Source organism: Paenibacillus sp., assembly GCF_035645195.1.
Classification (GTDB): domain Bacteria; phylum Bacillota; class Bacilli; order Paenibacillales; family YIM-B00363; genus Paenibacillus_AE.
This window is the reverse complement of sequence record NZ_DASQNA010000041.1, coordinates 291,790-305,217: the sequence shown is the minus strand read 5'-3', so window position 1 is coordinate 305,217 and position 13,428 is coordinate 291,790. Positions and strand designations below refer to the sequence as shown.

Sequence of the window (13,428 nt, the reverse complement as noted above, 5' to 3'; positions counted from 1 at the left end):
CGCTTGTGTTACTGTTCGCCATTGCGGACGGGCATCCTCTTTGGCAATTGTACGCGATCGTTACGCTTCAAGGGGGGTTGCGGCCGCACAAGGACCGGCGATCGCCGCCGTTACGTATGAGCAGGTAGCCAAGAGCGAGCTTAATAAGGCCAATGGGCTGAAGGAGCTCATGTTCCCGCTGGCCAGCGTCCTTGCCCCAGTTTTGGCGGGCTTGCTTTATGCACCGATTGGGCTTCCCGGCATCATTTTGGTTGACCTCGTTACGTTCGCGATCGCTGTTGCAGGGACGGTTTTGTCGCCGATTTCGGTAGTTGCCGGCAGGCATGAGGTGGATGGGGCGGCTTCGGACGAGAACCGGCTATGGAAGCAGACGCTCCAAGGCTTTGCGTATATCTCCCGCCGAAAAGGGCTATTCGCGCTTGTCATTTTCATGGCGGTGGAATTTGCTGCTTAATGGTCCGCTGGAACTGGCGATACCATATTTGCTTGCCCGAACGGGCAGCGACCGGTCGATGTCCTGGCTGCTGGGCGCCATGAATGCGGGGTCGCTAATAGCGGGGAAATCACGAATTGGCGGGACGTTGGCGGGAGCAATGACGGTATCCGGGCGTTTCAACGCCCGGAGGGGAGCGGAAGCCGAACTGCGCTGCGAAAATTAATGGCAGGGGAACCGCTAATAACGCCTCACCAAGAAGACGTTGTGAACGGAATGGGCGGCATTATTGCAGAAACCGCCCAATACCGAAATCACAAGAACGCACTAGGTTTTTCATTCCTTTTCTTCGTCACCGGGATGGTGTGCAACGGCAATATCCGCCTCTTGTCTATTGATGGCATGGCCCCAACGAGAGAAAACATAGCTAATGGAACGTACCCGCTTACGGCTGTGTTCTATGCGGTCACAACGAATTCCGATAATCCTAACGTGGAACGTTTCATTGAATGGATCTTGTCCCCGCAAGGACAGTCACTCGTAGAGAAGACAGGGTATACGCCTTTATAGCCGACTATCGGCTAAAGAGAGCGCCGGGGCAAGAGCCGGCCCATCACTTTTTCTTCTGATAGCAATCGATGATTGCGGAAAAACGACTGCCTCGAACCAGTGAAGCTTGAGTTTGTCCATGCTGGCGGATCGTCACTGCCGCTTTCTTTGTTTTGTTCGTTGACATAATAAAAGCCGAGTGTGCGACATTAACGCGCACTCGGCCTTTTTCTACTTATTAACCGTCAATCCAGGAAAGACGGTGTAATCATCAAGTTGTCTGATATCACCAGCAAGCCATGCTTCGGAAATTTTATTATCTGTAACATGGAAGTCAACTAGCTTCAAATTGACCTGAAGTGAGTGGGGGTCATACTCGTAGATCTCTAAACGAATTATCCACTTATTAGAATCTTGCTTAGCATCAATTATTTTGTAGTCAAGAAACTGCGGGAATATCCCGCCTATGGGTATAACGACACCTTCTGCCAGAAGGAAAATGTCGCTGTCGAAATCTTCTGAGACCAATTCACGACCTGTTTGGTCCCGCATGTCATATTTATTGAGGAAGGAAATGATTGTATTTCTGGCATTGATGTAGCTCTGGATCGATTGCAGGGGGATTTGTTGAACCATTATATCATCACCGGATGAACTGTTTTGCGTCTTAATGTTTACGGTTTTCGTTTTGCCGTTCCAATCTACATCTGCTCCGAGTGCGCGTGCAACAAAGCTGATGGGCACCATAACTCGGCCATTGATGATTTGTGGGCTTACGTTCGTGACTACTTCAACACCGTTTACCAAGATTTTAGCCGTTTGTGCTGCAAAAACTGTGGACCCCAATAGACTCCCAACCAAGACAGCGCTAATTGCAATAGTTCCGGCCTTTTTCAACAACCTTGGCTTTAACTTCATCATGATCCCTCCAAAAAAATCCACGATTATTAGACCTCATAGCTTCCGAAAAAGTTGCGTCTATTCCTGACTCTATAACTGTAAGTTTACTGTGTGACGCACAATGAAGGGACATAAACTGAACACGAAAGCGGGGACATTGTTGCGAAAATGCGACAAAAAGATCATCCAAAATTTTATTAACGTAAAATTGTTTTTCAGATTTGAGCTTCCTGAACAATTAGACCGATGAATTTTCCAATAGAATTTCGTCTAAATAAATGAGAATAAAATCAGTAATGGAGTAAGGTCATTCCAGTGGAAACTATTAAGGAGCATGAAAATGAGAAAAGTAGTTGTATCAGAGTTTGTATCGCTGGATGGCGTCATGGAGAATCCACAGTGGACGGTCCAATTCCGTAGTGAGGAAACTAAGAAATTCAAGTTCAATGAACTGAAAGCTAGCGACGCTCTTCTGCTTGGGCGCGAAACGTATGTTCATTTTGCAGCGGCTTGGCCTAATTTGATCGAGCAAGAAGGGGAATATGGCCGAATGATGAACGATTACCCCAAGCACGTGATTTCATCAACCCTGGAAAAAATGGAATGGAACAATTCATCGCTGATCAAGGGCAATATCACGGAGGAAATATCCAAGCTGAAGCAGCAGCCTGGTAAGGATATCTTGGTATTTGGCAGCTGCAAGCTCGTTCAAGCGCTGAGCCGGCTTGACCTCATCGACGAATATCGGCTTATGGTTTTCCCAGTTCTGATTGGAAACGGAAAACGTCTCTTTGGAGAAGGGATCGATAAGAAAGTGCTGAAACTGACGGAAACAATGACATTCGGTTCAGGCGTCGTTGTTCTGACTTATCATCCAGAAAGATAAACCGGATTAATAAGGCAGTTGGTTAGACGATCGTCTGTCTTGTTAACTGGAAATGGAACGAATATGTCTGCACATTTGTGCCGTTAGAAAAAGGGGCATTAGCTCGGTATGTTACCGCGCTAATGTCCTTTATTTTGAAATTACGGGGGGTAAGCGGGGATCAGCCACTTGTGACTGCGGCTGTCTTTACCTTGCGCAGGCTCGACGACTTCTTTGCCTGGTTGTCGAGCGACAACAACTTAACCCGATAAATAAGAGGAGATGGACTAAAAAACTTTCTGGCCGGCGTAGCTAACGGAAAGGATAACGTAACCATAAGCAATTAGGTGACGTATACGTATTTTGGTGCCCAATTATTCCGTTTGTCATTGGAGAGTGAGCGTATGAATAGAGGTACTGTAAGAGGAGTAATAAATTTTATTTTAGTAATTCTATACTCATACATTCACTATCGTTACATTGGTCCAAAGATAATTGACATAACTTCATCTCAATTAATAAGCCTTGGTATTTGGAGCATTATTGTAGGCGTTTGGGGAAACGCTGTTGGAATGAGATTCATAGAGGCAATCTACATGTCAAAAGACCGTCGGTATGAGAATTATTTTTTTATAGTTGCTGGTTTTGTAATGATAATACTAGGGGTTCTTTTGTTATATTTTGAAATTAAGAAATTACCTGCTGGCATATAGAGAGTACCGCTTGCGGATGACGAAAGTGCGGCGATGGGACCGATCCATCGCCATTGTTGCGTTTAACGCAGGTCATTGAAGTAACGGGCAGGATAGTTCAGTCGTTCCTAAGAATACTTCAGTAAAGGCAAAAGTAAGGGGGGGAATGGAATGTGCAGTAGGTGCGACGGTTTTTCAGAGAAAATTCGAATCGTCCATCCATACGAATACTTAAATATTGTTGAACAATTGAAGGTAATCCTTAGTGAGGGAACACTGAAGATTATCCAAGGTAATTGCGACTTTTATACTCTTCAAAAAGGTCAGCTTTGGCCAGATGATGTTTTATATCACGTGTTTGAATGTACTTCATGTGACAGAAAGTTTGAGTTAAGTGTTGAGACCTATCATGGTTCTGGCGGAGCCTGGGATGTAGTGAATTTGTGACTCCATTTTTAAGAAACGATTAAGCTAATGGAAACAAGACCTTCATAAACCATAATAGGGGAGGGTTTATATGGAACAGCCTTATGACATAGAGTTGAAAATTAAAACAGTATGCAAAGAACTTGTTCTTCAGCTTCGGGGCAACAACGGAGGCGATGGAAATGCGTTGGTTGACAGAGATTTAATTGAAGCCTTACATGAGTGTCTAAATATATATGAAGTGACAGTTTGCGACGACAAGATGGTGTCCAAAGAAATCGTTGCTATCTTAATCTATACATGTAGTAGGTTTTACCATCAGAGTAAATACTCTAAAAACTCTGATGAGTTATTGAAGGAATTCGATAAGTTATACGGGAAATTGTTTGATGTATTTGGGTTGATTGATTTACACAACGGCGACGAGAGTACGGCGGTGGAACCGCTTTAAGGCAATCGGGTATAAGGATATGCTTTTTGGGCCTAGGGAGTGATGTGTCTATGGCTTTGCCAAAGCTTATATATAACAGCCCGTTCGAACATGAAAAATGGGTTTGGAGAAACGATTACATCATTATTAATGTTTTCGACGAAGAGAAAAATGAGGTTGTATCACTAAAGAAATATTTTGATGAAGATGACATCATCTATCTTTCAAATCCTTTTACCGCCCTCGGTGAGAATTTAGTTGAATTTAATAAGTGCATCACCGGAAATTTAATGTGAGCTCATTTAAATACTTCCCCTCTAACCCAAATGAGACGTTTGAATATCTGTAGTTTTACTGAAGTAACGGGTACAAGAGTTCAAAATACAACACCATGAAGCCGCTGCGGAATGATTAGCGGCTTCGTTGGGTTAACTGGGCAAAGAGCGCTAGACTATCCGGGTATTGGAAGCGTATGGTTCGGTATCTGATTGTTAAGTAGGTATCGATGAAAATGAGGGGGAAGATGAATGGCTATATATTTTGTGAGACATGGTGTGGACGATGAAGGATATCGTGGGGGCTGGAGCCAAAGAGGACTTAATGCTGAAGGATATAGGCAATCAGAAAAGCTGGGTCGTTACCTTAAGGATAATAAAAGCACTTTTCAAATACATCGTATTGTTAGCAGTGACTTGCAACGAGCAATGGAACGTAGGTACAATGAAGATGTCTGATTTTTCTGTCCAAAATTATATAGTCCGATAATATATATTATGTAAACTTAAAAGAATAACTAGTAAGTACCATAAAAAAAATTCCATGGTAAGATCCCCCTTTCATGTTAAATTTCATTATTAATGGTATCTCGAATATATAATGGGATTTCTGCGCGAACACTGGGTTCGTCTTTTTCTACGTTTGAAATATTTGATGCATGATTGAATCGATCTCGAGTTGTGTGGTTGGCTCCGGATCCCGTTTCAATCGTTAAGGACTACTCGCTGCAGCTGTAGCGTCGTACATCGGAAATGCAATTTGTTCGAATGGTTGTCGATTTATAATTGTATGCTAGTGTTTGCCTAAAACCGGATGAACTCGTCGCGGCCCGACCGATCCTAAATTCATTCATCGGTTCATTGAGATCCGGCTTGTGGACGCATCTGTTTTCATAAATTCGACAAGCTGCACTACAATACAATTAACTCAGTCAGTACAATGTACATTTGAGACAACCCTACGCACGCTCTCATTTTCATTAACCGCGGCTTCTTACGCACAAAATACGCTTTTTGTGAAGAGCTGATTGCAACCCGAGATGCGTTAGTTCCCGGAACGTTACTCTACTGCTACGAAAATGGTATTTACAAGAACATACGTTCCCCCATATAATAATAATTAATTACATTAACAAAAAGAATGAGGTGATGAAAAATGAATGTCATTAAAGAACGCGACTTGCGACTTCTTGAAAGCCGCCTCCCTTCGCTCCCCTGGTATGTGGAGCGATTCGTCGAACACAAGCTGCCGGACTTATCCCCCTCTACCCTCTTAGAATACACCCGGGACTTCGAAGTGTTTTTTCGATGGTTGATTCAGGAAGGGCTTACGTCCGCTTCGGCTCTCCCCCACATTCCATTAAGCGATTTAGAGACTTTAACCATGGAAAACATCGACGCCTTCAAGCTATATCTTCAACTTCGTATTGCGAATTCGCTTACGACGCGGGAGCGTAAGCTTGCCTCCCTGCGATCGCTCTTCCATTATCTGAGCCAAATCGCCGAAGACGAACAGCACTACCCATTATTAAAACGAAATGTGATGGCAAAATTAAGGGCGCATCGTCTAACCAATTCCAAACAGGCGGCTTCTAGACTGAAGGGTAAAATTCTCGAGGACGATCAAGAGATTTCCGATTTCGTTGCGTTCGTCGAGTCCGGTTATTTGAGGTATGCCGCGGACAACCCCCAAGCGCTTCATTATTATGAAATGAATCGTATACGCGACACGGCGATCGTTAGGTTGATCCTCTCGTCTGGAATGCGCGTCTCCGAGATCGTGAATCTAGATGTTGATGATATCGATATGTCTAAGAGAATTGCTTACATCTACAGAAAAGGCAGCGAAGACCCGGGTGCGAAACAAGGCGTATATTTTGCGGAGTCGGGTAAAGAAGCCGTACTCGCTTATTTGCAAGTCAGGGATTCGGTGTATACTCCTAAGCGTTCGGAGAAAGGCTTGTTCCTTGCGATTTCCAGGGGAAAAGCGAACGGAAAGCGCATGTCGAAGCGGGCCATCCAACAAATGGTGAGCAAATATGCGGCCGCGTTTGGAAAGCCGCAGATGACCGTTCATAAGCTGCGTCACTCGTTCGCAACTAGTTATTACCTCAAAAACGATATTTACAAAACGCAGCGACAATTAGGCCACGCAAGTACGGATACGACACAAATCTATGCGCAGTTAACGGACAAGACCATGGAAACGGCTATTAATCGGCTGTAATCAGTCGGAAAGACTTCCCAAACCGTTTCTTAATTTCGGGAGGATGAGCAGCTCCTGCGCCTTCGACATGCGGGTGCGGGTCATCCCTCCCGTCGTCCGTGGCTTACTATGATCCGGAAAGTTTAACATGTCAGAGATGAGAGGCTTACACAAAAAGGAAACCGCCCCCTACGCGCGCGAGCGGTAAGGGACGGTTTCGGTCATACAAAATCATCGGTTCGGATATAGGCATCCATAATCCATGGAATTTCGCTGTCCTCGATTCCGCCGACCGTCCCTGCCGCTTCCTCTCGGGCGATGACGATCGGTCCCCGAACCAGCCCTTGACTGAAATGCGGATTGATCGGCAAATCGTCCGCATTTCCTTGTCCGTTGCAGTACAAGGTTAATCCGCGCTCCAGCCGAACGCATTCAAGAGGACCGCCGAGCAACCCGGCGATCGATTCCTTGCTCTCCTTGACGTTCGCGAACGCGACAGGCTCCCCGGGAACGGCTACCAGCACCTTCGGCATGCATTAATGCTCCTGAAGCATGCTAACCGGCACTTCGTATTCGTTCTGGCGGTCGTCCAGTGGGAACACTCTCGCCGTTTCGTTCGCATGATCTACGTGCTGGATATAAATCGGAACCCCTTCATACGTTACATTCGCCATGACGGGAGAATCCGCGATTTCTTGCGCGCGCTGCCGATTCACGACTACCCCTCCTTCGTTGGTATACACCGCTTTATTTTCCACGTTTTTCATGGAAATATCCGTTGGCGGCGTGAAATCGCAAAATCCGAAAGACCGCTGCGGCCCACAATTTTTATAATCGGACGGAGCGCCCGGTTCCCCGGCTTTCGTTGGCGGCTTCGATGAAGCGGATCAGTTCCAGCGTCTCCGAGAGCGGAACGGCAGGGATCCCGGTTTGGAAAAACCGGACAAGTCGTTCAACGAGCTCGGCATAAAACGGCTTCGTGTACCCGCTTGCGTCGGCGAGGATGGAATGGTCCTTGCCGTGAATAATGGCGCCGAAACGGGAATGGCCGGCGCGCGTGCCGCGGACGGTGCCGATCCGTCCGTCCGCCCACTCGCCTACGACGAGTTCGTGATCGTCGTTCGTCGAGGCGGTCACTTTCGCGCAGCCAGGGCCTAAAATCGCATACAGCATCTCGACCGTATGGATCCCGTACCAAAATAAGCCCGGCTGCGACGGCTCGAGCGGCATTGGGCCGAAGCAATCGGCGCCGAGCGCACCGCCGGATTCCTTGAGCGCTTCGGCGATCGCGCCGGAAAACCGCAGCGAAGAGCTGCTCATGACGGGCGTTCCGTACCGCTCCGAGAGGTCTCGGATGGCCAGCGCTTCGCGGTGCGAGACGGCGAGCGGCTTGTCGATGAAGACGGGCTTGCCGAACGGGGCGACCTCGCGGAATAGCTCTAGATGCGAGCGGCCGTCGAGCGCCACGATCATAATGGCGTCGGCTTCCTCCGCAACCTGCGCAGGCGAATCGACGAGGTCGGCCCCGAATCGGTCGCGGAGCTGCTCCGCGAAGCCGGCGACGCGTGAGCGGCTGAGTTCGATATCGGGCGAGCCGCCCGGGTAAGCGACGGTGACGCGGCCTCCCGGTACGTGGTTCGGATGCGCTTCGTCTTGGAGCAATTCGGCGAAGGCGACGGAATGCGACGTGTCCAGCCCGATCATGCCAAGTTTCAAATTCACAGCATAAGTCCCCCTATTCTTGCCATGAGTTCCGTTCTTCATAGTCGACGAAAATGTTCATCTTCTCATTCACTGGCCCCGCTCTTCCTCCGCCGAAGGATCGCGTCCCCCCTGTTCCTGCGCCAGACCGAGCTCGGCCCCCGCCTGCAGAAGCGCAGCCTGCAGCCTGCGAATCTCGACCTCCCGCGCGGGGACGCCGTTCCGCGCCGCCAGCGCCGCCGCCGTGCCGGCCGCCTGCCCGATCGCCATGCAGCTCGGCGTCAGCCGCGTCGTCGCCTGCGCCTCGTGCGTCGTGGAGATGCACCGGCCGGCCAGCAGGCAGTTGTCGATCCCCTTCGCGACGATCGACCGGTACGGAATATCGTACGCGCCGCCTTCCCGGATGAAGTCGGCCGTGATTCCTTTGCCTTCCGGGTTATGGATGTCGATCGGGTAGCCGCTCCGCGCGACGACGTCGGCGAAGCGCCTCCCGCTCAACACGTCTTCCCCGTTCAATACGTACTCTCCGACGATGCGGCGCGTCTCCCGCACGCCGATTTGCGTGCCGACCTGGGAAACGTACGCGCGCTGGAAGCCCGGAATCCACTTACGGAAAAACGATTCCAGCAAGAACACTTGCTTCCGCCCCTCGATCTCCGCCTTCGACAAATGCTCCGGGTCCAACGGATCGAGCCCGCTGACGCGAGAGACGTTGATTAGCGCTTCGTCCTCGTCGGGGCCGGTGAAAAACAGGACACCCTCTCGGGGGAGCGGAACGTTCGCCGCGTCCCATAACGAGTAAAACCCGCTGACGCCGGTAAGCGGCAGGTCGCGCAGCTCGGCGAACGGCGTCTTCTCGTAGAAGTCGTGCGGATTGTCCAGCATGTACGCCTTCACGGCGGCGAAGTCGACGCCTTTCATCCGAAATTTCATCGTCATCGGCTGCACCTTCCCGGCGGCGTTGCCCTTCTCCCAAGAAGCGCCGGCCAGGAAAGCGAGATCGCCGTCCCCGGTGGCGTCGACGAACGCTTTCGCTTCCACCCGCGCCGCGCCCGATTTATGCCGGAGATCGACCGAACGTATGCGCCCGTCCGCCGCGTCGCAGCCGACGAGCAGGGTATGCAGCAGCAGGGTAACCCCGGCTTCTTCCAGCATGTCGAAGGCGAGCCGTTTGAACGGCTCCGGACGATACGGGGTCACCGTGCGCACGAACCCGATCGTGTCCCTGAGATGACCGGGAGAGGCGTTTTCCGCCGCCAACCGGTCCACGATCTCCTGCGCGATGCCCCGGATCACCTGCTTGCCCGTGGACGTGTGGAACGTCATCCATGGGTAGACGAGCGCCGCCGTGGACATACCTCCAAGGAAGCCATAGCGCTCGACGAGCAGCGTCTCGGCACCGGTGCGCGCCGCTGCGATCGCCGCTGCGATGCCCGCCGGCCCGCCGCCCAGCACCGCCACATCGTACGTTGTTTTCATGCGGATCCGCCTCTCCTTTACGTACACATTTTGGAGCGCTCCCATTTTTGCGAAAAAAGATTCGCCCGGCAGCGGTTTACGTGCTGTCCCGGACGATCAAAGCGTTGCCGACGATGACGTCTTCCTCCGGCTCCGGCGATTCGCCGTTCATGACGCGCAACAGCAATTCGACCGCCTCTTCGCCCAGCGCGAGTTTGTTTTGGCTGACCGTCGTCAGCGGCGGGTCGAAATAGGCGGCTCCCGGCATATCGTCGTATCCGACGACGGCGACGTCCCCGGGCACCGTCCGCCCGTCTTGCCGAAGCGCCTGCACCGCCCCGATCGCCATCCAATCGTTGCCGGCGAAGACGGCGTCGAAAGCGGCCCCGCTCTCGAGCAGCCGGCGAATTTCCCGCTTCGCCGATTCCGCGTCGGCATCTCCGCGCAGCACGAGCGTCTCGTCGACCGGAATGCCGCGCTCCATAAGCGCTCGCTCGTATCCGGCCCGTTTCTCCGCCTCATGATATGTGTCCGGCCGACCTTGGATCAGTACGATTCGGCTGCGCCCGCATTCCAGCAGATGGCGAACCGCATCGTATGCGCCTTGGCGATAATCGGAGGTGACGCAGCGGTATGCGACTCGGGGAAAGTTCCGTTTCCCGACCAACGCGAACGGCATGCCGTACTCGGCGTAGTAAGCGAGGTATGATTCTTCGATGCGTTCGCCCATAATGACGAGCCCGTCGACTTTGCGCCGATCCGCGATCCGCTTCCAGTACTCCTTGTCGGCGTCCGCTCGGTTCGCGAACAGCAGCAAATCGTACCCATGCGCCGTGGCCCGCTTTTGCACGCCTTGCAGCACTTCATAGAAAATGTGGTGATGCAAAAACAAAGGATCTTCGCCGAAAACGACGACGCCGACGTTATTCGTCTTCCCGCCCGCGAGGCTTCTCGCTTGCGCGTTCGGCACGTAACCGGTCTCGTGGATAATATCGAGCACCCGCCGCCGAACTTCCGGTTTGACGCCGGGCTGATCGTTCACGATGCGGGATACCGTCCCGCGGGACACTCCGGCCAATTTGGCGATGCTTTCCAACGTATGTCCGGACATTCGATTTCACCTCTTGGGAGCGCTCCCGAATTGGTTTCCATCTTATCCCTGCCTAGGCGCGCTGTCAAGCGGTTCTTTCCAAACGACGAAAGGAGCCCCATGGGCTCCTCTCCCTCCGCGCGACTATTCCCCGATCGTCTTCCGATCCGGCGCCGAGTAAGCGATGATCATCCTGCACGGCTCCCAGCTTGTTACCTTAGCGTTATGAGCGACGCCGCGCGGAATGCGCAGCATCATGCCGGGCTCAAGGTGAATCGTCTCGTCCCCGAGCGTATGGTCGCATTCCCCGGACAGGACGAAAATGACTTCTTCGCAGTTCGGATGAATGTGCCGCGGATTTTCCGTACCGGCGTTAATGTACACCATGCCGAACGTCATTTCGCATTCCGGATCGATTTCTTGCCCGCACAGCCATTGGATTTTCCCCCAATCCATGTCGAGCACGCGGCCGGAATTCGGTTCTTTTAAATCGGTTACCGTCGCCATCTTCACACGCTCCTCTCCGCATCAGTTCGACGGACGGGGCCGCACGACGTTGACCGGCTGCCCGTCCAAGTACCGCTTTACATTGTCGACGGCTTGATCGAGCAGCCGTCGTCTCGCTTCCTGGCTCGCCCAAGCGATATGTGGCGTAATAATGCAATTCGGCAGTCCCAGCAGCGGAGACGAATCCGGCGGCTCCTTCGAGAGCACGTCTAAGGCGGCGCCGGCTAACGTACCCTCCCGCAGCGCGTCGGCCAAATCCGCTTCCCGAATGAGCGCCCCCCTCGAAGTGTTGACGAGGAACGCCGTCCGTTTCATGATCCCGAGCGTTTCCTTGTTGATCATCTCCCGAGTCTCCTCGGTCAAAGGGCAATGCAAGCTGACCACGTCGGACGATCGCAGCACGTCCTCCAAGCTGCTGAATTGCACGGGTACGCCGATCGCATCTTTAGGCACTCTAGGCGTATAGGCTTTCACCTTCATACCGAAGGCGGCGCCGATTTCGGCGGTTCTCATGCCGATCCGCCCGAATCCGACGATGCCAAGCGTCTTGCCGGCCAACTCCGTCAGAGGCGACCGCCAGTAGCACCAGTCCGGGCTTGCGCTCCATTCTCCCCGGTGCACGGAATCGTTGTGCAGCCCGACTCGGTTGGCGAGCTCGAGCACGAGGGCGAAGACGAATTGCGCAACGGACGCGGTCCCGTAATTCGGCACGTTGGTCACGGTCACGCCCAACGCGTCCGCCGCTTTCACGTCGACGACGTCATAGCCGGTCGCCAGCACGCCGATGTAACGGAGTCCCGGCAATTTCGTCAACGTTTCCTCGCGAAGCGGCGTCTTGTTCGTGAGCAGCACGTCAGCGCCAAGGGAGCGTTCGATAATGAGATGCGCCGGAGTACGATCGTACACCGTGACCTCGCCTAAGGCTTCCAAACCGCTCCAGTCCAAATCGCCTGGATTTAGCGTATATCCGTCCAAGACGACAATCCTCATGCCAAAGCCATCCCCTATCTCGTAATCGCACTACATATTTAATGACCTAAAATGTTTTGGATAAACCGCAAATCGCGCTCGACAATAGCCGAGTCGTCATAACCGGGCTTCCTTTCCCCGTGGGACGGGTTCAAGCATACGGCGGCGACGCCGTCGGCCTCAGCCCGTTCCACCAGCTCCCGTACCGGCCAAGAGGCGTCCTCCAAGGCGGACATCCAGCGCAGGTCGTCGCTGCCTGGTTCGCGCATGCCGCCTTTAACATGCAAATAACCGATCACCGGCTGCAGACGGCTGTACGCTTCTAACGAAGGGAACACACCCATTTGCCACATGTTTTGCACGTCGTAAGTAAAGAACGCTTGCGCCGGGCGGTCGAGCGCGGCGAAAAAATCGACGGTTTCCCCCGGTTCGCCGAAGACGGTGTGTTCCGGCTCGTTCTCGAAAGCCGTCCGAATGCCCATCTCGCCGAGCCGATCGATGCATTCCCGATACAACGGAAACACCCAAGGCGTCATCGACTGTAAATAGTCAGCCGCGTTAACGATTCTCTCCCGCTCGTTCAGCCGAGGGCCGAGCACCCGGACGACTTGCGGACGCAGCAGGCGCGACAGCTCTACCAGCCGGTCGAACGAAGCGAGATGCCTCTCCCGATAGCTCCGCTCGCCCGCCTCCAAACCGTCTTTGAATATGCCAGTCGTTAGACAATACACGTTCATGCCGCTGCGTTCGATCCGCTCGGCGGCGTCGCGCGCTTGTTCGTCGGTAAGATTCATGACGTCCGCGCCGTAAATCCGGTCTTTCAGATCGAGCCAGCGGATGCCCCAAGAAGCTTGAAGCTCCAGTGATCGTTCGAAATGCTCCGAAGCCATCGAATTCAGCATGGTCGCCAGCATGGCAAAACATCCT

The 13,428-nt window shown here is 52.4% G+C and carries 17 protein-coding genes; 8 read left to right on the top strand and 9 right to left on the bottom strand.

The genetic code is table 11. The features are described 5' to 3' along the window. Window positions 1-40 precede the first annotated feature (40 nt). Window positions 41-454, top strand: a complete 414-nt coding sequence (locus VE009_RS23625) for an MFS transporter (RefSeq protein ID WP_325011966.1) — start codon at window positions 41-43, stop codon at window positions 452-454. Window positions 455-478: 24 nt separating this feature from the next. Beyond that, window positions 479-1,003 (top strand): PstS family phosphate ABC transporter substrate-binding protein, encoded by a 525-nt coding sequence (locus VE009_RS23620; protein ID WP_325012161.1) that lies wholly within the window; start codon window positions 479-481, stop codon window positions 1,001-1,003. 210 nt (window positions 1,004-1,213) lie between these two features. Here VE009_RS23620 and VE009_RS23615 read toward each other — a convergent pair whose 3' ends face one another. Next, entirely contained in the window at window positions 1,214-1,903 is a 690-nt protein-coding gene (locus VE009_RS23615; protein ID WP_325011964.1) for a copper amine oxidase N-terminal domain-containing protein, read from the bottom strand. Window positions 1,904-2,222: 319 nt separating this feature from the next. On the opposite strand from VE009_RS23615, the gene VE009_RS23610 reads away from it, so the two are divergent. The 6 genes from VE009_RS23610 to xerS all read left to right on the top strand — a co-directional run bounded on the left by VE009_RS23610 (window position 2,223) and on the right by xerS (window position 6,797). Continuing rightward, window positions 2,223-2,768, top strand: coding sequence for a dihydrofolate reductase family protein (locus tag VE009_RS23610; protein WP_325011962.1), 546 nt, complete (start codon window positions 2,223-2,225; stop codon window positions 2,766-2,768). A 383-nt stretch (window positions 2,769-3,151) separates the two neighbouring features. Then, window positions 3,152-3,460 carry a hypothetical protein gene (locus VE009_RS23605; RefSeq protein WP_325011960.1) on the top strand — a complete coding sequence of 103 codons (309 nt, stop codon included), beginning with the start codon at window positions 3,152-3,154 and terminating at the stop codon, window positions 3,458-3,460. A gap of 496 nt (window positions 3,461-3,956) precedes the next feature. Beyond that, window positions 3,957-4,316: a hypothetical protein gene (locus VE009_RS23600; protein ID WP_325011958.1), complete on the top strand. Its 360-nt coding sequence runs from the start codon at window positions 3,957-3,959 to the stop codon at window positions 4,314-4,316. A gap of 50 nt (window positions 4,317-4,366) precedes the next feature. Beyond that, a complete protein-coding gene (locus tag VE009_RS23595; protein WP_325011956.1) occupies window positions 4,367-4,591 on the top strand; it encodes a hypothetical protein in 225 nt (74 codons plus the stop codon). A gap of 231 nt (window positions 4,592-4,822) precedes the next feature. Further along, window positions 4,823-5,029, top strand: a complete 207-nt coding sequence (locus VE009_RS23590; protein ID WP_325011954.1) for a phosphoglycerate mutase family protein — start codon at window positions 4,823-4,825, stop codon at window positions 5,027-5,029. 697 nt (window positions 5,030-5,726) lie between these two features. After that, complete coding sequence (gene xerS, locus VE009_RS23585; RefSeq protein ID WP_325011952.1) at window positions 5,727-6,797, top strand: tyrosine recombinase XerS; 1,071 nt, start codon at window positions 5,727-5,729, stop codon at window positions 6,795-6,797. 200 nt (window positions 6,798-6,997) lie between these two features. Here xerS and VE009_RS23580 read toward each other — a convergent pair whose 3' ends face one another. The 8 genes from VE009_RS23580 to VE009_RS23545 form a co-directional block, all read right to left on the bottom strand. Beyond that, window positions 6,998-7,309, bottom strand: coding sequence for a DUF3846 domain-containing protein (locus tag VE009_RS23580; protein ID WP_325011950.1), 312 nt, complete (start codon window positions 7,307-7,309; stop codon window positions 6,998-7,000). A gap of 3 nt (window positions 7,310-7,312) precedes the next feature. After that, complete coding sequence (locus tag VE009_RS23575) at window positions 7,313-7,492, bottom strand: small acid-soluble spore protein H (RefSeq protein WP_325011949.1); 180 nt, start codon at window positions 7,490-7,492, stop codon at window positions 7,313-7,315. 112 nt (window positions 7,493-7,604) lie between these two features. Next, entirely contained in the window at window positions 7,605-8,498 is an 894-nt protein-coding gene (locus tag VE009_RS23570; protein WP_325011947.1) for a Gfo/Idh/MocA family protein, read from the bottom strand. 69 nt (window positions 8,499-8,567) lie between these two features. Next, window positions 8,568-9,956, bottom strand: coding sequence for an FAD-dependent oxidoreductase (locus VE009_RS23565; RefSeq protein WP_325011945.1), 1,389 nt, complete (start codon window positions 9,954-9,956; stop codon window positions 8,568-8,570). A gap of 76 nt (window positions 9,957-10,032) precedes the next feature. Continuing rightward, a complete protein-coding gene (locus tag VE009_RS23560) occupies window positions 10,033-11,046 on the bottom strand; it encodes a LacI family DNA-binding transcriptional regulator (RefSeq protein WP_325011943.1) in 1,014 nt (337 codons plus the stop codon). A 123-nt stretch (window positions 11,047-11,169) separates the two neighbouring features. Beyond that, complete coding sequence (locus tag VE009_RS23555; RefSeq protein WP_325011941.1) at window positions 11,170-11,532, bottom strand: cupin domain-containing protein; 363 nt, start codon at window positions 11,530-11,532, stop codon at window positions 11,170-11,172. A gap of 21 nt (window positions 11,533-11,553) precedes the next feature. Further along, window positions 11,554-12,522 (bottom strand): D-2-hydroxyacid dehydrogenase, encoded by a 969-nt coding sequence (locus VE009_RS23550; protein WP_325011939.1) that lies wholly within the window; start codon window positions 12,520-12,522, stop codon window positions 11,554-11,556. A gap of 38 nt (window positions 12,523-12,560) precedes the next feature. Beyond that, entirely contained in the window at window positions 12,561-13,415 is an 855-nt protein-coding gene (locus VE009_RS23545; protein WP_325011938.1) for a sugar phosphate isomerase/epimerase family protein, read from the bottom strand. Between the last annotated feature and the right edge of the window lie 13 nt (window positions 13,416-13,428).